The sequence below is a fragment of the Pseudochelatococcus sp. genome (assembly GCF_050946405.1).
Taxonomy (GTDB): domain Bacteria; phylum Pseudomonadota; class Alphaproteobacteria; order Rhizobiales; family Beijerinckiaceae; genus Pseudochelatococcus.
The window spans coordinates 192,310-215,771 of sequence record NZ_JBMNUS010000004.1 but is presented as its reverse complement, the minus strand read 5'-3'; the positions used below and the strand labels follow the sequence as shown (position 1 = coordinate 215,771).

The 23,462-nt window shown below is 66.3% G+C and carries 16 protein-coding genes and 1 pseudogene; 15 read left to right on the top strand and 2 right to left on the bottom strand.

What is annotated here, in order from left to right:
* The 8 genes and pseudogenes from ACOYJQ_RS08800 (at position 1) to ACOYJQ_RS08765 (ending at position 9,053) form a co-directional block, all read left to right on the top strand.
* On the top strand, positions 1 to 837 hold the full coding sequence (locus ACOYJQ_RS08800; RefSeq protein WP_433457724.1) for an HpcH/HpaI aldolase family protein: 837 nt from the start codon (positions 1 to 3) through the stop codon (positions 835 to 837).
* A 1-nt stretch (position 838) separates the two neighbouring features.
* Positions 839 to 1,825 (top strand): hydroxyacid dehydrogenase, encoded by a 987-nt coding sequence (locus ACOYJQ_RS08795; RefSeq protein WP_433457723.1) that lies wholly within the window; start codon positions 839 to 841, stop codon positions 1,823 to 1,825.
* 53 nt (positions 1,826 to 1,878) lie between these two features.
* Positions 1,879 to 2,874, top strand: a complete 996-nt coding sequence (gene iolG / locus ACOYJQ_RS08790; protein WP_433457721.1) for an inositol 2-dehydrogenase — start codon at positions 1,879 to 1,881, stop codon at positions 2,872 to 2,874.
* 115 nt (positions 2,875 to 2,989) lie between these two features.
* Positions 2,990 to 4,129, top strand: a complete 1,140-nt coding sequence (locus tag ACOYJQ_RS08785) for a Gfo/Idh/MocA family protein (protein WP_433457720.1) — start codon at positions 2,990 to 2,992, stop codon at positions 4,127 to 4,129.
* 160 nt (positions 4,130 to 4,289) lie between these two features.
* Positions 4,290 to 5,184, top strand: a pseudogene (locus ACOYJQ_RS08780) (dihydroxy-acid dehydratase domain-containing protein); the annotation flags it as partial.
* 226 nt (positions 5,185 to 5,410) lie between these two features.
* A complete protein-coding gene (locus ACOYJQ_RS08775) occupies positions 5,411 to 6,340 on the top strand; it encodes a sugar ABC transporter substrate-binding protein (RefSeq protein ID WP_433457719.1) in 930 nt (309 codons plus the stop codon).
* A 126-nt stretch (positions 6,341 to 6,466) separates the two neighbouring features.
* Entirely contained in the window at positions 6,467 to 8,002 is a 1,536-nt protein-coding gene (locus ACOYJQ_RS08770) for a sugar ABC transporter ATP-binding protein (protein ID WP_433457718.1), read from the top strand.
* A 28-nt stretch (positions 8,003 to 8,030) separates the two neighbouring features.
* On the top strand, positions 8,031 to 9,053 hold the full coding sequence (locus tag ACOYJQ_RS08765) for an ABC transporter permease (RefSeq protein WP_433457717.1): 1,023 nt from the start codon (positions 8,031 to 8,033) through the stop codon (positions 9,051 to 9,053).
* A gap of 45 nt (positions 9,054 to 9,098) precedes the next feature.
* On the opposite strand, the gene ACOYJQ_RS08760 is transcribed toward ACOYJQ_RS08765, so the two are convergent.
* On the bottom strand, positions 9,099 to 9,989 hold the full coding sequence (locus tag ACOYJQ_RS08760) for a LysR family transcriptional regulator (protein ID WP_433457858.1): 891 nt from the start codon (positions 9,987 to 9,989) through the stop codon (positions 9,099 to 9,101).
* A gap of 161 nt (positions 9,990 to 10,150) precedes the next feature.
* Here ACOYJQ_RS08760 and ACOYJQ_RS08755 point away from each other — a divergent pair, with 161 nt between their 5' ends.
* Entirely contained in the window at positions 10,151 to 11,650 is a 1,500-nt protein-coding gene (locus tag ACOYJQ_RS08755) for a CoA-acylating methylmalonate-semialdehyde dehydrogenase (RefSeq protein ID WP_433457715.1), read from the top strand.
* A gap of 117 nt (positions 11,651 to 11,767) precedes the next feature.
* Here the strand turns inward: ACOYJQ_RS08755 and ACOYJQ_RS08750 are convergent, their stop codons facing one another.
* A complete protein-coding gene (locus ACOYJQ_RS08750; protein WP_433457714.1) occupies positions 11,768 to 12,712 on the bottom strand; it encodes a LysR substrate-binding domain-containing protein in 945 nt (314 codons plus the stop codon).
* A 107-nt stretch (positions 12,713 to 12,819) separates the two neighbouring features.
* Here ACOYJQ_RS08750 and ACOYJQ_RS08745 point away from each other — a divergent pair, with 107 nt between their 5' ends.
* From ACOYJQ_RS08745 to ACOYJQ_RS08720, 6 genes are all read left to right on the top strand, one after another.
* Positions 12,820 to 13,656 carry an alpha/beta hydrolase fold domain-containing protein gene (locus ACOYJQ_RS08745; RefSeq protein ID WP_433457713.1) on the top strand — a complete coding sequence of 279 codons (837 nt, stop codon included), beginning with the start codon at positions 12,820 to 12,822 and terminating at the stop codon, positions 13,654 to 13,656.
* A 51-nt stretch (positions 13,657 to 13,707) separates the two neighbouring features.
* Positions 13,708 to 14,913 (top strand): efflux RND transporter periplasmic adaptor subunit, encoded by a 1,206-nt coding sequence (locus tag ACOYJQ_RS08740; protein WP_433457712.1) that lies wholly within the window; start codon positions 13,708 to 13,710, stop codon positions 14,911 to 14,913.
* 103 nt (positions 14,914 to 15,016) lie between these two features.
* On the top strand, positions 15,017 to 18,196 hold the full coding sequence (locus ACOYJQ_RS08735) for an efflux RND transporter permease subunit (protein ID WP_433457710.1): 3,180 nt from the start codon (positions 15,017 to 15,019) through the stop codon (positions 18,194 to 18,196).
* Positions 18,197 to 18,322: 126 nt separating this feature from the next.
* The gene (locus ACOYJQ_RS08730) at positions 18,323 to 18,931 is read left to right on the top strand and encodes a TetR family transcriptional regulator (protein ID WP_433457709.1); all 609 of its coding nucleotides are present in this window, start codon (positions 18,323 to 18,325) and stop codon (positions 18,929 to 18,931) included.
* Positions 18,932 to 18,985: 54 nt separating this feature from the next.
* A complete protein-coding gene (locus ACOYJQ_RS08725; RefSeq protein ID WP_433457708.1) occupies positions 18,986 to 20,134 on the top strand; it encodes an efflux RND transporter periplasmic adaptor subunit in 1,149 nt (382 codons plus the stop codon).
* Between the two features lie 199 nt (positions 20,135 to 20,333).
* Positions 20,334 to 23,453, top strand: a complete 3,120-nt coding sequence (locus tag ACOYJQ_RS08720) for an efflux RND transporter permease subunit (protein WP_433457707.1) — start codon at positions 20,334 to 20,336, stop codon at positions 23,451 to 23,453.
* Positions 23,454 to 23,462: the final 9 nt, after the last annotated feature.

Below are 23,462 nucleotides of genomic sequence, written 5' to 3'. Positions count from 1 at the left end.
ATGTTCAAGAATCCGATACGGGAAAGATGGGCGGCCGGTGAGGCGGTCGCCAACGGCTGGTTGTCCATCGCATCGCCCTTCGTGGCGGAAATCATGGCGGGCCAGGGGTATGACGCCGTCACGATCGACCTGCAACACGGCTTCGTGGGTGTCGAGGCGGCCGGCGCGATGTTCCAGGCGATGCGCGGCAGCAGCGCGGCGCTGATGGCGCGCGTGCCCTGGCTCGATCCGGGCGATATCATGAAGGTGCTGGACGCCGGGGCGCACGGCGTCATCTGCCCCATGATCAACACGCCGGAGGAAGCGGCCCGGCTGGTGTCCTACGTGCGTTATCCGCCGCTGGGCGTGCGCTCCTTCGGCCCGACGCGGGCGATGTTCGCGGCGGGCAGCGACTACGGCCAGCATGCCGACCGGGAGATCGTCTGCTTCGCGATGATCGAGACGCAGGAGGCGGTCGCCAATCTCGACGCGATCGTCGCGACGCCGGGCCTCGACGGCGTCTACATCGGGCCGGCCGACCTCACGCTGGGGCTGACGGGCCGCACCTACCGCACCGGCTTCGACCGGGAAGAACCCGAGATCGTGGAGGCCATCCGGCACATTCTCGACAAGGCCCACGCCGCCGGCATCCGCGCCGGCCTGCATAACGGCTCCGCCGAATATGCCGCCGGGGCGGTGGGCTGGGGGTTCGATCTCGTCACCATTTCCAACGATGTCCGGCTGCTCGCGGGTGCGGCCGAGGCGAGTCTCGCCACCTTCCGCCGGAGCGTGGAAGGGCGCGCGCAAGCGGGGCGGGAAGCGGACGCGTCTCCCCGGCAGATTCAAGGAGGATATTGACATGCCTCATGTTCTCGTTGCGGGCCGCATCCATGAAGCGGGCATCGAGCGGCTGCGCCGGGCGCCGGGATTCACGTTTCAGGTCGTCGACGAGGTCTCGACCGAGGCTTTCGCGCCCCACGTCGGCGCGGCGGATGCCCTTCTCCTCCGCACCCAGCCGCTGCCGGAAAGCGTCATCGCCGGGGCGCCGGAGTTGAAGATCGTCTCGCGGCACGGCGTCGGCTACGATTCCGTCGACGTGGCGGCGCTCAATGCGCGCGGTATCGCGCTCGCCATCGTCGGCGACGTGAATTCCGTGTCGGTCGCCGAACATACGCTGATGCTGATGCTGGCCGTGGCGCATCGCACCATTGCATATGACGCGGCGACAAGGGCGGGGCGCTGGGCGTTCCGCAACGGCTTCGAGGCGACGGAACTGTTCGGCAAGACGGTTCTCGTCGTCGGTTACGGGCGGATCGGCCGCGCGGTTGCCCGGCTGTGCGCCGCTTTCGGCCTGCGCGTGCATGTCCACGATCCCTTCGTCGACGCCGCGCGCATGGAAGGGGACGGCTTCCGCCCCTTGTCGGATCTCGACGCCGCCCTGCACGATGCGGACGTGGTGACGCTGCACGTGCCCTTTTCCGGCGGGCCGCTGTTCGGCGCGCGGGAACTGGCGCTGCTGAAGCCGGGCGCAGTCGTCATCAACACCGGCAGGGGCGGGCTGGTCGACGAGGCGGCGCTCGCCGAGGCGTTGGCCTCCGGCCATGTCCGGGGCGCGGGCCTCGACGTCTTTTCCGCCGAGCCGCCCGACAGCGATAACCCGCTGCTCGCCTCGGACCGCGTGGTGCTCAGCCCCCATTCGGCCGGCCTGACGGTGGAATGCGCCGAGCGGATGGCCTTCTCGGCGGCGGACAACATCGTCAGCTTCTTCGAAGGCAGCCTGAGCCCCTCGCTGGTCGTCAACCGCAACGCCATCGCGTTCGGACCGCGGGAAGCCGAACACGCCTGAAGCGGCCTGATCCGCCTGCAACGATAAAACTATTTTTCGGGGAGAGATGCAAAATGGTGCGTATCGCCGTTCTTGGCGCCGGCCGCATCGGCCGGATCCATGCCAGAAATGTCGCTGAAAACCCGGCCGCGACGCTCGTCGCCGTCGCCGATCCGTTCGGAACGGCGGCCGCCGACCTCGCCGCGCAGTTGTCGAGCGAAGCCGCGCTCGATCCCGTGAAGACCATCGAGCGCGAAGACGTTGACGCGGTCGTGATCGGCACGCCCACCGATACGCATGTCGATCTGCTGCTGCACGCGGTGCGTCACGGCAAGGCCGTGTTGTGCGAAAAGCCGATCGATCTCGCGCTGGCCCGCGTGGATGCCGCGGTGGCGGAAATCGCCCGGCTCAACGGCCGCGTGATGCTGGCCTTCAACCGGCGTTTCGATCCCAGCGTCAGGGAGTTGCGCCGGGCCATCGATGCAGGCGACATCGGCGAGGTGCGGCAGGTCGTCATCACAAGCCGCGATCCCGGCCTGCCGCCGGAAGGGTATCTGCGCTCGTCCGGCGGCATCTTTCGCGACATGACCATCCACGACCTCGACATGGCGCGCTGGCTGCTGGGCGAGGAGCCGGTGGAGGTTTCGGCGATCGGCGGCAGGCTTGTCGATCCCGAACTGATGAGCGCCGTGGACGACTACGATACGGTGATGGTGCAATTGCGTACCGCATCGGGCCGCCAGTGCCACATCAACAACTGCCGCGAGGCGGTTTACGGCTACGATCAGCGGCTGGAGATATTCGGATCGACGGGCGCGGTGTTCAACGAGAACCTGCGGCCGACCACCGTGCGGCGCTGGACGCGCGATGCCACCGACGTGCGGCAGCCGTTGCTGAACTTCTTCCTTGAACGCTACGCCGATGCCTACCGGGCGGAAATGGACGCCTTTATCGACGCCATCGCGGAAAACGCGCCGCTCCCCGTGACGCCCCATGACGGGCGACAGGCGTTGCTGCTGGCCGACAAGGCGCTGGAGTCGCTGCTCGCGGGCAAGACCGTGGCTGTCTAAAGCGTTTTCAAGCAAAGCGGATACCGCTTTGCGTGAAGAAAACGCGTCAAGTCAATAAGATAGAGCATTTCTGCGTTTCAACGAAACGCCGAAATGCTCCAGGGGAGAAAAGATCATGCGTTCGGAAATCGGTGTCGGCATCATCGGCACGGGATTCATGGGCAAGGCGCACGCCTTCGCCTATCGGTCGGTGGCCTCGTATTTTCCCGAAAGCGCCATGCCGGTGCTGCAAGTCGTCGCGGATGTCAACGAGGCGGCGGCGGAGGCGGCGAAGGCGCAGTTCGGCTTCCGGCGCGCCACGACGGACTGGCGCGATCTCGTCGCCGATCCGGCGGTCGCGATCGTCTCCATCACCGCGCCCAACGTCCTGCACAGGGAAATCGCGCTGGCGGCGGCCGCGGCGGGCAAGCACATCCATTGCGAAAAGCCGCTCGCGCCCGATGCAACGGCGGCGCGCGCCATGGCGGATGCCGCGGCCGCGGCGGGCGTCGTCACGCAGGCCGGCTTTAACTATCTGCAAAATCCCCTCATCAGGCTGGCGCGGGACATGATCGCGGCCGGGGAACTGGGCGAGATCACCTCGTTTCGCGGTATCCACGCCGAGGATTACATGGCCGATCCGCAAGCGCCGTGGACCTGGCGGCTCGATCCGGCCGGCGGGGGCGGCGTCATCGCCGATCTCGGCAGCCATATCATCGCCATGGCGCGGTTCCTGCTCGGCGGGATCACGCACGTGAACGCCGATCTGGAGACCGCCATCGCCAGCCGCCCCATCGCGCCGGGGGCGGCGGAACGCCGGAATGTGGAGGTCGACGACATTGCCCGCCTCACGTTGCGTTTCGCACGCGGCTGCGGCGGTCATGTCGAGGCCAATTGGGTCGCGACGGGGCGCAAGATGCATCTTGCTTTCGAAGTGGCCGGCAGCAAGGGGTCGCTCGTCTTCACGCAGGAGCGGCTGAACGAGTTGCAATTCTACCGGGTCGGCGACGATCCGCGCCATGCCGGATTCGTCCGCATCGAGGCCGGACCGCAGCATGCGCCTTATGGCCGCTTCTGTGTGGCGCCCGGCCATCAGCTCGGTTTCAACGACCTCAAGGTGATCGAGGTGGCGGCGTTCCTTCAGGCCATCGCCGGGCAGGCGCAGGGGAGCGGAGAAGCCATCGGGCCGGATTTCCGCGAGGCATGGGAGATCCAGAAAGTCATCGACACCGCAATCCGTTCCTCCGCCAGCCGCTCCTGGCAGGCTGTTTCATAACGGGGATGGCGAGATGAGCGAGGAAAAGCCTCCCGTTTCTCTCCCGCCGGTTTCGCTGCGCAGCGCCCGGCGGTTCGCATCCGACGATCTGCGCGGTTTCGGCCATCGCTCCCGCGTCATGCAGATGGGCTATGCGCCTGAGGATTGGGCCGGCAAGCCCGTCATCGCCATGGCGCGGCGGGCGGGACACGACATCTCGCTCGACGACTTCGACGCCATGAGCCGCAAGGTGCCGGTGATCGCCAACATCAGGCCCAGCGGCGACACCTATCTGATGGAGGATTTCTACTATGCCGGCGGTCTGCCGGCATTGATGAAGCGGATCGCGCCGCATCTCTTCCTCGGGGAAACGACCGTAAGCGGCCGGACGCTGGGCGAGACCATCGCCGGTGCCGAAGTTCACCGACGACGACGTGATCCGCCCGCTGGAACGGCCGATCTATGCCGAGGGCGCGCTCGCGGTGCTCAGGGGAAATCTGGCCGAGAACGGCTGCGTCATCAAGCCGAGCGCCTGCGCGCAACGTTTCCTGCAACACACCGGCCCGGCGCTCGTGTTCGACGATTATCCGTCGATGAAGGCCGTCATCGACAGAGACGACCTCGATGTGACGGCAGACCACGTGCTGGTGCTGCGCAACGCCGGCCCGCAGGGCGGCCCCGGCATGCCGGAATGGGGCATGCTGCCCATTCCCCGCAAGCTGGTGCGCCAGGGCGTGCGGGACATGCTGCGCCTGTCCGACGCGCGCATGAGCGGCACGAGCTACGGCGCCTGCATCCTGCATGTGTCGCCGGAGGCATATGTCGGCGGCACGCTGGCGCTGGTGCGGACGGGCGATCTCATCACCGTCGACGTGCCGCGCCGCCGCATTCATCTGGAGATCGGAGACGCGGAACTGGCCAGCCGCCGCGAGGCGCTGACGCCGCCGTCGCCGCGTTTCGGCCGGGGCTACGGCTACATGTTCGCCCGTCACATCCAGCAGGCGGACAAGGGATGCGACTTCGATTTTCTGGAAACCGGGTTCGGACCCGCGACGGGCGAACCGGCCATCTTCTGACCGACCGAAATCGTATCGGCTGCAAGAATGAAAATTGCATGAAATAAAATTATGCAATAATTATTGCAGAAAGAGGCGATTTTCGGGTAGTCTCCGCATACCGGCCTTACGGGGCTCGGTTTCGGCATCCGGGAGCCGGCAGGCGCAGCCCCTGCTCCCGTTCCGCAAGAAGCAGCCGTTGCAACAATACGATAACGACGGCTTATGAACCGGGAGGATACTGACAATGAAGAAGCTTTTGATGGGTGTCGCGATCGCCGCGCTGTCGACCGGCATCGCTCACGCCAGGAACATCGGCATCAGCATGTCGTTGTTCGACGATAACTTTCTGACCGTGTTGCGTCTCAACATGCAGGACTACGCGAAAACGCTCGACGGCGTCAGGGTGCAGGCCGAAGATGCGCAGGGAGACATCTCGCGCCAGCAGAGCCAGATCGAGAACTTTCTCGCGTCAGGTGTCGACGGCATCGTCGTGATGCTCGTGGATGCGGATTCCGGCCCCGCGATCTCGGCGGCGGCGGCGCGTGCGGGCGTGCCTCTGGTCTTCGTCAACATGGCGCCGACGGGAGTCGACAACCTCCCGGCCAACCAGGCATGGGTCGGGTCGGACGAGATACAGGCCGGCACGCTTCAGGCGCAGGAGGTCTGCCGCCGGCTCGGCGGCAAGGGCGAGGCGGTCATCCTGATGGGGCAGCTTGGCACCACCGGCCAGCGCGGCCGCACCAAGGCGGTTCATGACGTGCTGGCCACGGACGAATGCAAGGGGATCTCCGTTCTCGCCGAGGAGACCGGCAACTGGATGCGCACCCCCGGCATGGACATCATGACCAACTGGATCACATCCGGCCTGAAGCCTGACGCCGTGATCGCCAACAACGACGAGATGGCGCTCGGCGCGATCCAGGCGCTCAAGGCCGCCCGCGTCTCGCTGGACGACGTGGTGGTTGCCGGCGTGGATGCAACGCGCGACGCGCTGCTGGCCGTCCAAAGCGGCGAACTCGATCTGACGGTTTTCCAGAACGCCCGGCAGCAAGGCGTCGGCGCGATCGATGCGGTGCTGAAGATCGCCGGCGGCGAGAGCGTCGAGCGGAAGAACTTCGTTCCGTTCGAGCTTGTGACGAAGGAAAACCTGGAGAGTTACCTCGCTCGCAACTGATGACGGAACGCATCCGATTGCATTCACGCGTTGCGGACGAGGCTGGCGACATCTTTTCCGGCAAATGGCGGAAAGTTTGCGACGGCCTCCGTCCGCGGCGCGCAGCCGAGGAAGGAAGCGCGAGCCATGATCTCGAACAAGACTTTGGAGGCGGTCGAGGCCTATACGCAGGGCAGGGGAGACGATCTGCTGGTCGTCGAGGGCATCAGGAAGGAATTTCCCGGCGTCGTGGCGCTTGACGATGTGCGGTTCAGGCTCAGGCGCGGCACGGTCCACGCGCTGATGGGCGAGAACGGCGCGGGCAAATCGACCCTGATGAAGATCATCGCCGGGATTTACACGCCGGACCGCGGCCGCATCTACCTGCGCGGGGAGGAAGTCACGCTGGACTCGCCCCTTGGCGCGCTGGAGCATGGCATTGCCATGATTCATCAGGAACTCAACCTGATGCAGTTCATGACGGTGGCGGAAAACATCTGGATCCGCCGGGAGCCCAAAAACCGTTTCGGATTGATCGATCATCGCCGCATGAGCCGCATGACGCGCGAACTGTTCGAGGATCTGCATATCGACATCGATCCCGATGTGGAGGTGCGGAAGCTGTCGGTCGCCGCCCGGCAGATGGTCGAGATCGCCAAGGCCGTGAGCTACCAGAGCGACGTGCTCATCATGGACGAGCCCACCAGCGCGCTGACGGAAACCGAGGTCGAGCACCTGTTCGACATCATCCGCAAGCTGCGCGCGCAGGGCAAGGGCATCGTCTACATCACGCACAAGATGAACGAGCTGTTCGAGATCGCCGACGAGTTCTCGGTGTTTCGCGACGGCACCTATGTGGCGACGCACGACAGCGCCGACGTCACGCGCGACGACATCATCAGGATGATGGTCGGGCGCGAGATCACGGACATGTTTCCCAAGGAGACCGCCGAAACAGGCGATGTGGTGCTCTCCGTGGAAGGGCTGACGCTCGACGGCGTGTTCCGCGACATCAGTTTCGACCTGCGCGCCGGGGAAATCCTCGGCATCGCGGGCCTTGTCGGCTCCGGCCGCTCCAAGGTGGCGGAGGCGCTCTTCGGCGTGACGCCGGCGACCTCCGGCGCCATCCGCATCCGGGGCCGGGAAACGGCCATCCGCAGCCCGCGCGACGCCATGCGCAACGGCATGGCCTTTCTCACCGAGGACCGCAAGGAAACCGGCTGTTTCCTCATGCTCAGCGTTCTGGAGAACATGCAGATCGCAGCCCTGCACAACGCGCATGTGCGCGGCGGGTTCGTCGATCAGACGGCCGTCAACAAGCGGTGCGAGGATATGAAAGGCCGGTTGCGGATCAAGACCCCCGGCCTGCACGAGCGCATCGAGAACCTGTCGGGCGGCAACCAGCAGAAGGCGCTGATCGCGCGCTGGTTGCTGATCAAGCCGTCCATTCTGATCCTCGACGAGCCCACGCGGGGCATCGATGTCGGGGCGAAGGCCGAAATTCATCGCCTGGTCAGCCAGCTCGCATGCCAAGGCGTCGCCATCATCATGATCAGCTCGGAACTGCCGGAAGTGCTCGGCATGTCGGACCGCATCATGGTGATGCACGAGGGCCATGCAACGGGGATCGTCGACCGCAGCGAGGCCGATCAGGTCAGGATCATGGAACTGGCGGCCAAATAATCAAGCAATATCGGGGAGTGAAACAGGAATGTCCATACAACAGATCGACACCGCCGTGGTGGCTGCGGACCGTTCCCGAAGGCGGCTGCCGCCCGAGCTGAACATTCTGTCCGTGCTGCTCGGCGTCGCCCTGATCTTCGAGGTGCTCGGCTGGGTTCTGCAAGGACAGAGCTTCCTGATGAATCCGCAGCGCCTGACCATCATGATCCTTCAGGTGAGCGTGATCGGCATTATCGCCGTGGGGGTGACGCAGGTCATCATCACCGGTGGCATCGACCTGTCGTCCGGCTCCGTGGTCGCCATGTCCGCGATGGTGTCGATGAGCTTCGCCCAGATCGCCACCGATCGCGCGGTGTTTCCGGGCCTCACCGACCTGCCGGCGATCGTGCCCATCATGATCGGGCTGACCTGCGGATTGCTGGCCGGCCTCGTCAACGGCGCGCTGATCGCCTACACGGGAATTCCGCCGTTCATCGCCACGCTCGGCATGATGGTGACGGCGCGCGGCTTCGCCAAATGGTATACCAAGGGCCAGCCGATTTCCTTCCCCACGCCGGAGTTCGCCGCCATCGGCTCGGGCATCTGGCCTGTCGTCATCTTTCTTACCGTGGCGGTGATATTCCATGTCTGCCTGCGCTATACGAGATACGGCAAGTTCACCTACGCGATCGGCGCCAACCCGCAGGCCGCGCGCGTTTCGGGCATCAATGTCCGCACCCATCTCGTGAAGGTTTACGCCATTGCCGGCCTGCTCGCCGGTCTGGCGGGCATCGTCACGGCGGCGCGCGCCCAGACGGCGCAGGCGGGCATGGGCATGATGTACGAACTCGACGCCATCGCGGCGGCGGTGATCGGCGGCACCTCGCTCGCCGGCGGCGCGGGGCGCATCACGGGCACGGTGATCGGCACGCTGATCCTGGGGCTCATGACGTCGGGATTCACTTTCTTGCGCATCGACGCCTACTATCAGGAGATCGTCAAGGGCTGCATCATCGTGACGGCGGTTATCGCGGACGTCTATCGCCAGAAGAAGCGCTCGAAAGGGGCCTGAAATCCCGATCGCGGCGGACGGGATCGCGTCTCCCATCCGCGCCGTTCAGTGATAAGGCACGAAGCGTCGGCGCTCCTCGCGGAACCGGCGCACGACGAAATCCCGCAGCGCCGCGATTCTCCTGATGTTGTGCGTGTCGGGATGGGAGAGCAGATGGTAGCTGCGGCGGAAGCCGATCTCGGGCAGAATGCGCGTCAGGCCATCGATGCCGCCCGCCGCGAAGTCGTGCAGGACGCCGATGCCGGTGCCGGACCTCACCGCCTCGATCTGCCCCATGACGCTGGCGCAACGGAATTTGCTCCGTGCCTGTCTTTCCAGCGTGGCGGAATAGTCGAGCGCCGACGCATAGGCGAGATCCTCCACGCCGGTGACGACCGTATGGTCGCTCAACGCCTCGATGGAGGCGGGCGTGCCGGCGCGTTCGAGATAGCCGTGCGCGGCGTAGACGCTGAGCGTGTAGTCGATCAGACGCGATATGACCAGCCGGCCTTCGGCGGGGCGGTCCAGAACGATGGCCAGATCCGCCTCGCGCCGCGACAGCGAGAAGGTGCGGGGCAGGGGAACGAGTTCCACCACGAGATCGGGATGGCGGCGCGTCAACTCGCCCAACTCGGAGGCGAGGAAGTAATTCCCGAGCCCGTCCGGCGCGCCGATCCGCACGGTTCCCGAAACATCGGCGTCCTCCTCGCGGAAGCTTTCCGCCACGCCGAGCAACTCGAACTCGATCCGCTCCGCCACGGGAAGCAGGCGCTCGCCCGCCTGCGTCGGGACGCAGCCCGACGCCCGGCGCTCGAAGAGCGGCGTGCCGAGCGCGCCCTCCAGCGCGTCGAGACGGCGCGCGACCGTCGCGTGATTGAGCCCGAGACGCCGGGCGGCGGCAAGCAATTGCCCATGCCGCGCCACCGCGAGGAAGATGCGCAGATGATCCCAATCCATATGCCGGTCCATCCAGACTATAAATCCCGCACATCGATTGATGGAAAAACGGGATTGATGTGCGAAACGCGATATTGGATGACGGTATCGGGTTCGTCAATGCCGCCCGGCATTCATCCGCCCGCAAGCGACAGGACAGGGATTACGAGGAGGTCATCGTCATGACGGGGAACATCAATCATTTCATCGGCGGACGCGAGGTCGCCGGCACGAGCGGCCGCACCGCGCCTTCCTTCAACCCGGCCACCGGCGAGGAAACCGGGCGCGTGGCGCTCGCCTCCGCCGCCGAAGTGCGCCACGCGGTCGAGACCGCGCTGGCGGCGGCGGCGGACTGGGCCAACACCACGCCGCTGCGCCGGGCGCGCATCCTCAACCGCTTCCTGCGCATCATCGAGGAACGCATCGACGATCTCGCCGCCGTCATCACCGCCGAGCACGGCAAGGTGTTGTCCGATGCCAAGGGCGAGATCCAGCGCGGCCTTGAGGTCGTGGAATTCGCGACCGGCATTCCGCAGCTCCTCAAGGGCGAGATCACCGAGAACGTCGGCACGCGCGTCGACAGCCATTCCGTGCGCCAGCCGCTCGGGGTCGTGGCCGGTATCACGCCGTTCAACTTCCCCGCCATGGTGCCGATGTGGATGTTCCCGGTGGCGCTGGCCTGCGGCAACGCCTTCATCCTGAAGCCCTCCGAGCGCGATCCTTCCGCCTCCCTGCTGCTGGCGCAATGGCTGAAGGAGGCGGGCCTGCCGGACGGCGTGTTCAACGTGGTGCAGGGCGACAAGGAAGCGGTCGACGCGCTCCTTCACGATCCCGACGTGCAGGCCGTCAGCTTCGTCGGCTCCACGCCGATCGCGCGCTACATCTACGAAGTGGCGGCGAAGACCGGCAAGCGCGCGCAGGCGCTCGGCGGCGCGAAGAACCACATGATCGTCATGCCCGACGCCGATCTCGACCAGGCGGTCGATGCGCTGATGGGCGCGGCCTACGGCTCGGCCGGCGAGCGCTGCATGGCGATCTCGGTCGCGGTGCCGGTGGGCGAGAAGACGGCGGATGCGCTGATCGAAAGGCTGGAGCCGCGCGTGCGCGCGCTCAAGATCGGTCCCGGCACCGATCCGCAGGCCGAGATGGGGCCGCTCGTCACGCGGCAGCATCTCGACAAGGTGCGCGGCTACATCGACGCCGGCGAGGCGGAAGGGGCGAAGCTCGTCGTCGACGGGCGCGGGCTCGCGCTGCAAGGTTACGAGAACGGCTACTTCATCGGCGGCACGCTGTTCGATAATGTCACCACGGACATGAAGATCTACAAGGAAGAGATCTTCGGTCCGGTGCTCGCGGTGGCGCGCGCGGACAGCTACGCCACGGCCGCGAAGTGGATCAACGAGCACGAGTTCGGCAACGGCACGGCCATCTTCACCCGCGACGGCGATGCGGCGCGCGAGTTCGCCCACGCCATCAAGGTCGGCATGGTGGGCATCAACGTGCCGATCCCGGTGCCGATGGCGTTCCACTCCTTCGGCGGCTGGAAGGCGTCGCTGTTCGGCGATCACCACATGCACGGGCCTGAGGGCGTGCGTTTCTACACGCGCCTGAAGACCATCACCACCCGCTGGCCGACCGGCATCCGCGCCGGCAGCGAGTTCGTCATGCCCACACTCGGGTGACGCCCGGCTCCGGGCCGGACACCGGAAGCGCCTCTTTGCGAGCGGGCCGCCGTCCTTGCGACGGCGGCCCTGCCGCTCGTGCACGGGCGTTGCCGTTGTTTCGGTCGCGGGATTGTTTCATTGAAAAGGTTCGGATCGGCGATCCGGCGTTTCGGGCGCGACCGAACTCATCTTCGGCAGGAGTTCCGCCAGCCAATCGACGAAAACGCGCACCTTGTTGCTGAGGTGCCGGTTGGGCGGATAGATGATGTGCAGCGGCTTCGGGGCCGTGCACCAGTCCAGCAGGAGCGGGACGAGGCGTCCGTCGGCGATCGGCTCGCGCGCCATGAAGGTCGGCAGTTGCATGATGCCGTGGCTGGCGAGGCCGGCGGCGAGATAGCCCATGCCGTCGTTGACGGCAATGGTGTAGCGCCCGGTGATCTCGATCGTCTCGCTGTGGTTCTGGTAGACCATCGGCAGAATCCGGCCGCCGAGCGCCGGCCGATAGGCGACGATGCGATGGCCGTCCTCGATGTCGCGCGGATGGCGCGGCGTGCCGAAGCGGGCGAGGTAATCGGGCGTGGCGCAGGTGATGACCTGCATCTGGCCGATCCGGCGGGCGATCAGGCTCTGGTCGGTGATCTCGCCGGCCCGCACCGCGCAATCGAGATTCTCGCCGAGCAGGTCGGCCGGACGATCGTTCAGGCCGAGATCGAGCTGGATGTCGGGGTAGCGCGCGTTGAATGCGTGCAGCGCCGGGATGATGACGGATATCGCCAGCGCCGAACTGCAATCGACCCTGAGCCGACCGCCTGGCCGCGCCTGCGCCAGCGTCAGGCTGGCGTCGAGTTCGTCCAGTTCCGACAGGAGACGCAGCGCCCGCTCGTAATAGGCCGCGCCGTCCATCGTCACCGTCACGCGCCGCGTGGTGCGGTTCAGCAGCCGGGTGCGCAAATGCCCTTCGAGCTGCTGGATCAGCTTGGTGACGGTCGGCTTCGGCATGTCGAGAATCTCGGCCGCGCGGGTGAACGTTCCCGCCTCGACCACCCTCACGAAGGCTCGCATCGCCGCCAACTGGTCCATCTTGCTCCGATTGTTTCTCCTGGTGAACAATGAATGAGCGAATATCCTATTTATTCCAAAACGTCGATTCACTAATTTGTGCTGCATCGCAATACCGAGGATGGGCCATGCCAGTGACCGTCGCGCAGGAGCTTCAGCCGGTTCTTTCCGTCTTTTGGCGGGAAGAAAGCCTGAACGTCCGTGGGGAGGCCTTTTCGGGGCGTCTCTACGTTCCGGCCAGGGTGCCGGAGAAGGCCGGCCTCGTGCTGCATCTGCATGGCGGCCACTTCAACAGCGGCTCGCCGGCGGAAGGGCAGGCCGTCGCGGCGGCTCTGACCGAGGCCGGCGCGGTCGTGTTCTCGCTCGCCTATCCGCTCGCGCCGGCCCGGCGTTTTCCCGAGACGCTCGAACTCGTCTATGGCGCGCTCGAGGCGCTGGCGAAGGGGCGGAGCCGCCGGGTGGCGCGCGGCGCGCCGCTCTACGTCGCCGGCGAGGAGGCCGGCGGCAATCTCGCCGCCGCGCTCGCCATGATGGCGCGGGACCGCGGCGGCCCGGCGCTTGCCGGCCAGATCCTGCTGTCGCCGATGCTCGACGCCTGTCTCGCCACCGCTTCCCTGCGCGGCGCACAGGCCGGCCCGGTCGGCTGCTGCTGGGCTGACGGATGGGCGGATTATCTCGGCACGCCCGAGCGCGCCGCGCATCCCTATGCCGCGCCGCTTCAGGCGGCGCGCCTCGCCGGCCTGCCGCCGGCGCTGCTGATCAGCGCGCAGGACGACCCGATGCGCGACGAGGCGGCGCAATATGCCGCCCGGCTCGGCGCCGCCGGTGTCACCGTGCGCCATGTCGAAATCGCCGCGCCGACGCATTGGCCGCAGGCTTATGCGGATGCGCCGCAGAAGGGTTCCTGTCTCTGTCAAACCTGCGGCGAAATCGCCGCCTTCTACGGGCGCACCGCGCCTTCCTGACACGCTTTCCTTCCATTTATTCCGCATTCCTGTCGAAGAAGGATCAACCCTATGATTCAGGGAACGAACCGTCGTGGCCTGTTGGCCGGCCTCGCTGTCTCGGTCGCGCTGGCCGCCATCGTCGCCTTCACCCTTTCCGACATGCGCGCGCAGGGCGATACCGTCGCCGCTCCCGCTCCCGCTCCCGCCGTGCCGGTTTCCGTCGCCACGGTCGAAGCGCGGGAGGTTGTGCCGTGGGCCGCGTTTTCCGGCCGGCTGGAGGCGATCGAGCGTGTCGAGTTGCGCTCGCGCGTTTCGGGCGTCGTCGAGGCGGTGCATTTCCGCGAGGGCAATCTGGTGAAGCAGGGCGATCTGCTCGTCAGCATCGACCCCGCGCCCTATCTGGCCGAGCTTGAACGCGCCCAGGCGCAGGTGCTTGCCGTGCAGGCGCGTGTCGCGCTTGTCGAGAAAGAGCACGAGCGCGGCCGGCAACTCATCGCCACCCGCAATCTGTCGCAACGCGATCTCGATACCCGCGTCAACGCCCTGCGCGAGGCCGAGGCCAATCTGCGCGCGGCGGAGGCCGCTCGCCGCACGGCGCAGCTCAACGTCGATTACACGCAGATCCGCGCGCCGATCAGCGGCCGTATCGGCCGGCTGGACGTCACGGTCGGCAATCTGATCGCCGCCGGCAATCAGGTGCTGACCAGCCTGTTGTCGGTCGATCCGATCTACGCGGCCTTCAACGCCGACGAGCGCAGCGTGCTCGACGCGCTCGCCTCGCTGCCGGCCGGCTCGCATGCGCTGGAGCAAATTCCGGTGCGGATCGTGACGGCGACGGCCGAGGCGGGGCAGTTCGGCGGCCGCCTGCATTTCGTCGACAACGGCATCGACGGCGCCAGCGGCACGGTGCGGGTGCGTGCGCTGCTCGACAATCCCGACGGGCGGCTGATGCCCGGCCAGTTCGTGCGGGTGCAGCTCGGGCGGGCGCGGGCCGAGCCGCAGCTTGTCATCAACGAGCGCGCGGTGGGCACCGACCAGAACAAGAAATTCGTCTTCGTCGTCGGCGACGACAGCAAGGCCGCCTGGCGCGAGGTCTCGCTCGGCCCGTTCCATGACGGGCTGCGCGTGGTCAATGACGGGCTGAGGCCCGGCGAGCGCATCATCGTCAACGGCGTGCAGCACGTCCGGCCGGGCGCGGCGGTCGCGCCGGAGCAGGTCCCGATGGCGGAGAAGAGCGAGCTGAAGAAGCCCGCGACCGAACTCTCGCAACGTTGAACCTTCGGCTGAACCGACGACCGTCCGCGGAGGCCGCGAAGCGGGACCGCGGACCCGAGGCTACATGCCTGCAAGGATATGTCGCTCGAAAAGGGGGCACTCCATGAACCTGTCCAAGTTCTTCATCGACCGGCCGATCTTCGCGGCGGTCCTTTCCGTTCTGATCTTCCTGGCAGGGCTGCTGTCGATGAGGGCCCTGCCGATCTCCGAATACCCCGATGTCGTGCCGCCGACCGTGGTGGTGCGGGCGCAATATCCCGGCGCCAGCCCGCGGGTGATCGCGGAAACCGTGGCGACGCCGATCGAGGAGCAGATCAACGGCGTCGAAGGCATGCTCTACATGTCGAGCCAGGCGACGACCGACGGCGTGATGACGCTCAACGTCACTTTCCGGCTCGGCACCGATCCCGACAGGGCCCAGCAGCTCGTGCAGAACCGCGTCGCCCAGGCGGAGCCGCGGTTGCCCGAGGAGGTGCGCCGGCTCGGCATCACCACGATCAAGAGTTCGCCGGACCTGACGATGGTGGTGCACATCATCTCGCCGAACGGCCGCTATGACATGACCTACCTGCGCAACTACGCGGTGCTCAACGTCAGGGACCGTCTGGCGCGCGTCGACGGCGTCGGTCAGGTCCAGATCTTCGGCTCGGGCGACTACTCGCTGCGCGTCTGGCTCGATCCGCAGAAGGTCGCCGAGCACGGCCTTTCCCCCGGCGATGTCGTGCGCGAAATCAGGGCCCAGAACGTGCAGGCCGCCGCCGGCGTCATCGGCGCCTCGCCGAACGCGCCGGGCCTCGATTTCCAGCTCTCCGTCAATGCCCAGGGCCGGCTCGAGTCGGAGGAGGAGTTCGGCGAGATCATCGTCAAGACAGCCGGCGACGGCGCGGTCGTGCGCCTGAAGGACATCGCCCGCATCGAACTCGGCGCTGCCGAATACGCATTGCGCTCGCTGCTGAACGGCCAGTCGGCGGTTGCGGTGCCCATCTTCCAGGCGCCCGGCTCCAACGCCATCGCGATCGCCGATCAGGTCGACGCGGTGATGGCCGAAATCAAGCAGAACATGCCGGAGGATGTCGACTACAGCATCGTCTACGACACCACCCAGTTCGTGCGCGCCTCGATCAACGCCGTCGTCCACACGCTGCTGGAGGCGGTGGCGCTGGTCGTGCTGGTCGTCATCGTGTTCCTGCAAACCTGGCGGGCGTCGATCATCCCGCTGCTCGCCGTGCCGGTCTCCATCGTCGGCACCTTCGCGGTGATGTATCTGCTGGGCTTCTCGATCAACGCGCTCAGCCTCTTCGGGCTCGTGCTGGCCATCGGCATCGTCGTCGACGATGCGATCGTCGTGGTCGAGAACGTCGAGCGTAACATCGAGAACGGCCTTGCCCCACGGCAGGCGACCTACAAGGCCATGCGCGAGGTTTCCGGCCCGATCATCGCGATCGCGCTGGTGCTCGTCGCGGTCTTCGTGCCGCTCGCCTTCATCTCCGGCCTCACCGGCCAGTTCTACCGCCAGTTCGCGCTCACCATCGCGATTTCGACGGTGATCTCGGCGGTCAATTCGCTGACGCTCTCGCCGGCGCTCGCGGCGCTGCTCTTGAGGGGCCACGACGCCCCGAAAGATGCGCTGACGCGCGGCATGGACCGGATGTTCGGCTGGTTCTTCCGCGCCTTCAACCGCTTCTTCCTGCGCTCCTCGGAGGCCTATGGCGGCGGCGTGCGCCGGGTGATCTCGCACCGCGCGCTCATGCTGGGCGTCTATGCGCTGCTGCTCGTCATGACGGGCGTGCTGTTCAGGGCGGTGCCGGGCGGCTTCGTGCCGGGGCAGGACAAGCAGTATCTCGTCGGCTTCGCGCAATTGCCGGACGCCGCGACCCTCGACCGCACGGAGGATGTGATCCGCCGCATGGACGCGATCGCGCTCAGGCATCCGGGCGTCGAGAATGCGATCTCCTTTCCGGGCCTGTCGATCAACGGTTTCACCAACTCGTCGAACGCCGGTGTCGTCTTCGTGGGGCTGAAGCCCTTCGACGAGCGCAAGGATCCGTCCCTGAGCGGCGACGCCATCGCCATGCAGCTCAACAAGGAGTTCGCCGGCATCAAGGAAGCCTATATAGCCATGTTCCCGCCGCCGCCGGTGCAGGGGCTCGGCACCATCGGCGGCTTCAAGCTCCAGATCGAGGATCGTGCCGGGCTCGGCTACGCCGCGCTTGACGAGGCGACCAGGGCCTTCATGGCCAAGGCCGCGCAGGCGCCGGAAATCGCGGGCATGTTTTCCAGTTTCCAGATCAACGTTCCGCAGCTTTACGCCGACATCGACCGCACCAAGGCCCGCCAGCTCGGCGTGCCGGTGAGCGAGGTGTTCGACACGTTGCAAACCTATCTCGGCTCGACCTATGTCAACGACTTCAACCGGTTCGGCCGCACCTACACCGTGCGCGTGCAGGCCGACGCCCCCTTCCGCGCCCAGCCGGAGCATATCGGGCGGTTGCAGGTGCGCTCGAACACGGGAGAGATGATCCCGCTGAGCGCCGTGCTGAACGTGCGTGCCGACGCCGGCCCCGAGCGCGCGATGCGCTACAACGGTTTCCTCTCCGCCGACATCAACGCCGGCGCGGCTCCGGGCTTCTCCTCCGGCCAGGCGCAGACGGCGGTGGAGCGCATCGCCGCGGAGACCTTGCCGAAGGGCTTCGCCTTCGAATGGACCGAACTGACCTATCAGGAGATCCTCGCCGGCAATTCGGCGGCGATCGTCTTTCCCGTAGCCATCCTGCTCGTCTTTCTGGTGTTGGCGGCGCAGTATGAGAGCCTCACCCTGCCCATCGCGATCCTGCTCATCATCCCGATGGGCCTGCTGGCGGCGCTGGGGGGAGTGTGGCTCACGGGCGGAGACAACAACGTCTTCACCCAGATCGGCCTCGTCGTGCTCGTCGGCCTGTCGGCCAAGAACGCCATCCTGATCGTCGAGTTCGCGCGCGAGCTTGAATTCGAGGGCAGGACGCCGGTCGAGGCCGCGATCGAGGCGAGCCGGCTGCGCCTGCGGCCGATCCTGATGACCTCGCTCGCCTTCGTGATGGGCGTGGTGCCGCTGGTCGTCTCGACCGGGGCGGGGGCCGAGATGCGTCAGGCCATGGGCGTCGCGGTTTTCGCCGGGATGATCGGCGTCACCGCCTTCGGCATCTTCCTGACGCCGGTCTTCTACGTGCTGATGCGCAAGCTGGCGGGCGAGCGGCCGCTGGCGAGGCACGACGCCGAGGCGCCCGTGCCGCAGGCCGCGGAGTGACGGACAAGCCCGTCGAACACCGTTCCCACCCGTTTTCGACATGGGAGCGTTTGACTCGGAGCCCTTGATGATGTACGACTGACGAAATTATAAATTCGTCAGTCGTAAAGAGAGGCGCTCGAAGTGATGGATGACACTCCCGCAACCGGGGCCGACAATGCCCGGCAGGAGAATGTGTCGAGGATACTCGACAGCGCGGAGCGCCTTTTTCGTCATTACGGCTACAGCAAGACCAATGTTGCGGACATCGCCCGTGATCTCGGCATGTCGCCGGCCAACATCTATCGGTTCTTCGATTCCAAGGTCGACATCCATCAGGCTGTCTGCGGGCGCATGCTGGCGGCTTCTTATGAGGCGGCTCGGACGATTTCCCGCCTGCCGCTCAGCGCCGGCGAGCGGCTGCGCCGCCATGTGATGGCGCAATACCGGATGACGCTTGAGACCATGGTCGACGAAGAGAAGTGCCACGAGATGGTCATTGTCGCCATCGAGCGCGACTGGCATGTGATCGAACAGCATATCGACCGCATGCACGCGATTATCGCGGATCTCATCCGGCAGGGCATCGCGGCGGGTGAGTTCGCGCCGCAGGACGCCGACATCGCGGCGCGCTGTTTCGGCGCGGCGACCGTCAACCTGTGCCATCCGCAAATGGTCGCCCAGTGCCGCGCCAAGGAAAATCGGGCGGCGCCGGAGCAGATCGTCGAATTCGCCCTCAAGGCGTTGAAGGCATAGGCGGGGTCGCAGCGGCCCCGCCCGAAGGGATTTCTTAACGTGGAGTACAGGCGGATGTCCGTCGTCAAAGCCATCATTCCCGGAGGGCGGGGCCGCGCCGGTCTTTCCGTGGCCATGCTGTCGCTGCTGCTGCTTGCGGGCTGCACGGACGAACAGGCCGAGGCTCCGCATGTCGTGCGGCCCGTCAAGGTCGTCGAGATCGCGGGCGCGCATCACGGACGCACGTTGCAGTATTCCGGTTCCCTGAAGGCGCGCACCGAGATGAATCTCGGCTTCCGCGTCGGCGGCAAGATCACCCGGCGGCTGGTGGACATCGGCGACAGCGTCACGGAGGGGGAAGTGCTGGCGCGGCTCGATGCCGTGGACTACGAACTGTCGTTGAAAAGCGCCGCCGCGAGCCTTGAGGCGGCCAGGCGGCAGGTCGAGACCGCCGCCATCACGCGCAACCGCGCGGAGCAGCTTCTGGCCCGCAACGTCGTCGCCAAATCGCAGTTCGAACAGGCCGATCTCGCCTATCAGCAGGCCGTGGCCATGCGCGATTCCGCTCAATCCGCGCTCGCCCAGGCGGAGAACCAGGTGAGCTACACGGAACTCAAGGCGGTCGGGAACGGCATCGTGACGGGCGTCGCCGCCGATGTCGGCCAGGTCGTCGGCTCCGGCACGCCCGTCGTCACCGTGGCCGTCGACGGCGAGAAGGAAGTGCAGATCGCGGTTCCCGAGGTGGACATCGCCCATTTCTCGCCGGGCAAGGCCGTGAAAGTCGGTTTCTGGTCCGACGCCATGCTGAGCCTCGACGGCAGGGTGCGCGAGGTGGCCGGCAGCGCCGATCCGCAGTCGCGCACCTTCGCCGTGCGCGTCAGCGTGCCGAACGATCCGCGCATTCTGCTCGGCATGACGGCTACCGTCAAGACCGAAGCGGAGGCGCGCGAGCCGCTCATATCCATTCCGCTCAGCGCGTTGTCGAAGCGGGACGGCGCCGCCATCGTCTGGGCGGTCGACAAGGCGGCGAGGACGGTGCATGCCCGGCCTGTCCGGGTCGCGGATTTCACCGCTGATGGCGTGCGCATCACCGAGGGGCTGGCCGTGGGCGATGTCGTCGTCACCGCCGGCACGCAGTTCATGACCGAGAACCTGCAAGTGAAGCTGCCCGATTCCGCGCCGCATCAGTCCGCCGCCGCCCGGAGGGACGTGGTTCTGCGCTAGAGCATTTCGGTGTTTCGTTGAAACGCCGAAATGCTCTATCTCATTGACTTGACGCATTTTCTTCACGCAAAGCGGTATCAACTTTGCTTGAAAACGCTATAGAGCGCGTCTTCCTTCCGCCCGATACGAGTAGGGGCGGGCTCGCGCTTGCGTCGCCGCAGGCACGGGACCCTCCTTGCGCAGCAACCGGACATCGCCGATGACGACCTCCACCCCGGAAAAGCAGTCCTTCAATCTCTCGCGCTGGGCCATCGGCCATGCCAGCATGGCGCGCTTCCTGTTCGGCTTCATCCTGCTGGCCGGCGCCTTCGGGCTGTTTCGCATGGGCCAGAAGGAGGACCCGGATTTCACCTTCCGCGTCATGGTGGTGCAGGCCGCCTGGCCCGGTGCCTCCATTCAGGAGATGGAAGATCAGGTGGTGAACCGCATCGAGCGGAAGTTGCAGGAAACGCCCCATCTGGATTTCATCCGCTCCTACACGCGCGCCGGCAGCGCCATCATCACCTTGCAGATCGAGGGCGACACAAACGCCCAACAGGTCGCCGACACCTTCTACGAGGTGCGAAAGAAGGTGGACGATATCGCCGGCGAACTGCCCGAGGGCCTGATCGGGCCTTATTTCAACGACGAGTTCGGCGATACCTTCATCACGCTGCATTCGTTCAGCGGCGAAGGGTTCACCTTTCCCGAGCTGAAGAAGCTCGCCGTTCAGGCGCGCGACATGCTGCTGTCGACGCCCGGCGTCGAGAAGGCCGTCATTCTCGGCGATCAGCCGGAAAAGATCTTCATCGACATCTCCTCGACGGCGATGGCGGAGCGGGGGCTGACGCTCGACGACCTGCGCAACGCCCTTGCCGGGCAGAACACGGTGGATTCGGCCGGCTTCGTCGAGACGGAAACGCGGTCGGTGCGCATCGCGGTCGAGGGCAGCGTCAACCGGCTGGAAGATATACGCAATCTGCGCCTGCGCACCGGCGGCCACGTCACCCGGCTCGGCGATATCGCCACCGTCTCGCTCGGACTGGAAGACCCCTTCGCGCGAAAATTCCGCTTCAACGGTGCGGACAGCGTCCAGGTCGGCGTGGTGATGGCGGCAGGCTACAAGGTGACGGATGTCGGCCGGGCGGTGGAGGAAACCTACAGGCGTTTCGAGGCCGTGTTGCCCTATGGCGCGCGGATCGATCAGATCTCCAATCAGCCCGAGGTGGTGACGGAAGCCGTCGGCGAGTTCATGAAGGCGCTGGGCGAGGCGCTGGCCATCGTGCTGGTCGTGTCGTTCCTGTCCATCGGCTGGCGCGCGGGGCTCGTCATCGCCATCGCCATTCCGCTGACGCTGGCGGCCACATTCGCCATCATGTACGAACTGGGGATAGAGCTTCAGCGCATTTCGCTCGGCGCGCTCATCATCGCGCTCGGCCTGCTGGTGGACGATGCGATGATCGTCGTGGAACTGATGGAGCGCAAGCTGGAGGAGGGGCTCGTCAAGATCGAGGCGGCGAGCTTCGCCTATACCTCGACGGCGTTTCCGATGCTCACCGGCACGCTGATCACCACCGCCGGCTTCATCCCGGTCGGCTTCGCCGCGTCCACGGCGGGGGAATATGTGCGCTCGCTGTTCTATGTCGTCGGCATCGCGCTGGTGGTGTCGTGGTTCGTGGCGGTCTATTTCACGCCGTGGCTCGGCTACATGATCCTGAAGCAGCGCCATCACGCCGGCAACCATCACGACGTTTTCGACACGCGCTTCTATCGCCGCCTGCGGGGCGCCGTGAGCTGGGCCGTGCGCCACCGCCTCGTGGTGCTCGCGCTCACGCTCGTCGTTTTCGCGGCGAGCCTGTGGTCCTTCCAGTTCATTCCGAAGAACTTCTTCCCGCAATCCTCGCGGCCGGAAATCCTCGTCGACCTCTGGCTGCCGGAAGGCACCAGCATTCACGAGGTCGAAAGGCAGGCGAAGGCGCTCGAAGCCCGCATCATGAACGACGACGACAAGCGCTTCGTCGCCACCTATATCGGCGAGGGCGCCCCGCGCTTCTTCCTGCCGCTCGACCAGCAGCTTCGCAACCCGAATTTCGCGCAGCTCCTCGTCATGGCGAATGACGAGCCCGCCCGCGAGCGCCTGATCGCCAGGCTGCGCCGCATCCTCGCCGAGGATTTCCCGGACATTCGCGGCAAGGTCGACCGCCTCTTCCTCGGCCCGCCGACCGGCTGGCCGGTCCAGATGCGCGTCACCGGGCCAGACCGCGGCGAGGTGCGGCGCATCGCCGATCAGGTCAAGGCGCGTTTCCTCGCGCATCCGCAACTGGCCTCCGTGCATGACGACTGGCTGGAGCCCGTGACCGCGATGCGGCTCGTCGTGGATCAGGACCGCGCCCGCGCGCTCGGCGTGACTTCGCAGCGCATCCGCCAGATGCTGCAAGCGGGTATGTCCGGCGTGCCGCTCGGCGCTTTCCGCGATGGCGAGGAGACCGTCGCCGTGGTCGTGCGTGAGCCGGATGCCAGCCGGCGTCTGCTCTCGGCGGTGGAGTCGATCTACATCCCGACGGATTTCGGCGGCTTCGTGCCCCTGTCGCAGATGGCCAAGGTCGTGCCGGAACTGGAGCAGGGGATCGAATGGCGGCGCGACCGCCTGCCCACCATCACGGTGCGCGCCACCCTGCCGGACAGCGTGCAGCCCAACGATGTCGTGCTGAAGATGTATGCCGACATGCAGGATCTGCGCGACCGGCTGGAGCCCGGCTACCGGGTGGAGATACAGGGCGGCGCGGAGGATTCCGCCGAAAGCCAGGCGTCCATCGCCGCCAAGGCGCCGGTGATGATGGCCGTCATCATCGTGCTGCTCATGGTGCAGCTCCAGCATTTCGGCAAGGCCATGCTGGTGCTCGTCACCGGGCCGCTCGGCATCATCGGCGCGGCGGCGGCGCTTCTCGTCAGCGGCGCGCCGTTCGGCTTCGTCGCCATTCTCGGCGTGATCGCCCTGCTCGGCATCATCATGCGCAATTCGATCATTCTGGTCGACCAGATCGACCAGGACATCGCGGCGGGGATGGAGCGCTCCGAGGCCATCGTGGGCGCGGCCGTGCGGCGCTTTCGCCCCATCGTGCTGACGGCGATGACCGCCGTCCTCGCGCTCATCCCGATATCGCGCGGCGTGTTCTGGGGGCCGCTGGCCTATGCGATGATGGGCGGCATCCTGGTGGCCACCGTCCTGACGATCCTCGTGCTGCCGGCCGGCTACGCCCTGTTCTTCGGCAACAAGCGCAGGGAGCGCGAGCAGGCGGCGGCCGTCGCCGCCACGCAAAGCGAGGTGGCGGCGCGATGATGCGCCCGG

Excerpts from the sequence above, each read along its gene's own strand:
- ACOYJQ_RS08800 (WP_433457724.1), top strand. The coding sequence starts at position 1 with ATGTTCAAGAATCCGATACGGGAAAGATGGGCGGCCGGTGAGGCGGTC.
- ACOYJQ_RS08795 (WP_433457723.1), top strand. The coding sequence starts at position 839 with ATGCCTCATGTTCTCGTTGCGGGCCGCATCCATGAAGCGGGCATCGAG.
- iolG (WP_433457721.1), top strand. The coding sequence starts at position 1,879 with ATGGTGCGTATCGCCGTTCTTGGCGCCGGCCGCATCGGCCGGATCCAT.
- ACOYJQ_RS08785 (WP_433457720.1), top strand. The coding sequence starts at position 2,990 with ATGCGTTCGGAAATCGGTGTCGGCATCATCGGCACGGGATTCATGGGC.
- ACOYJQ_RS08775 (WP_433457719.1), top strand. The coding sequence starts at position 5,411 with ATGAAGAAGCTTTTGATGGGTGTCGCGATCGCCGCGCTGTCGACCGGC.
- ACOYJQ_RS08770 (WP_433457718.1), top strand. The coding sequence starts at position 6,467 with ATGATCTCGAACAAGACTTTGGAGGCGGTCGAGGCCTATACGCAGGGC.
- ACOYJQ_RS08765 (WP_433457717.1), top strand. The coding sequence starts at position 8,031 with ATGTCCATACAACAGATCGACACCGCCGTGGTGGCTGCGGACCGTTCC.
- ACOYJQ_RS08760 (WP_433457858.1), bottom strand. The coding sequence starts at position 9,989 with ATGGATTGGGATCATCTGCGCATCTTCCTCGCGGTGGCGCGGCATGGG.
- ACOYJQ_RS08755 (WP_433457715.1), top strand. The coding sequence starts at position 10,151 with ATGACGGGGAACATCAATCATTTCATCGGCGGACGCGAGGTCGCCGGC.
- ACOYJQ_RS08750 (WP_433457714.1), bottom strand. The coding sequence starts at position 12,712 with ATGGACCAGTTGGCGGCGATGCGAGCCTTCGTGAGGGTGGTCGAGGCG.
- ACOYJQ_RS08745 (WP_433457713.1), top strand. The coding sequence starts at position 12,820 with ATGCCAGTGACCGTCGCGCAGGAGCTTCAGCCGGTTCTTTCCGTCTTT.
- ACOYJQ_RS08740 (WP_433457712.1), top strand. The coding sequence starts at position 13,708 with ATGATTCAGGGAACGAACCGTCGTGGCCTGTTGGCCGGCCTCGCTGTC.
- ACOYJQ_RS08735 (WP_433457710.1), top strand. The coding sequence starts at position 15,017 with ATGAACCTGTCCAAGTTCTTCATCGACCGGCCGATCTTCGCGGCGGTC.
- ACOYJQ_RS08730 (WP_433457709.1), top strand. The coding sequence starts at position 18,323 with ATGGATGACACTCCCGCAACCGGGGCCGACAATGCCCGGCAGGAGAAT.
- ACOYJQ_RS08725 (WP_433457708.1), top strand. The coding sequence starts at position 18,986 with ATGTCCGTCGTCAAAGCCATCATTCCCGGAGGGCGGGGCCGCGCCGGT.
- ACOYJQ_RS08720 (WP_433457707.1), top strand. The coding sequence starts at position 20,334 with ATGACGACCTCCACCCCGGAAAAGCAGTCCTTCAATCTCTCGCGCTGG.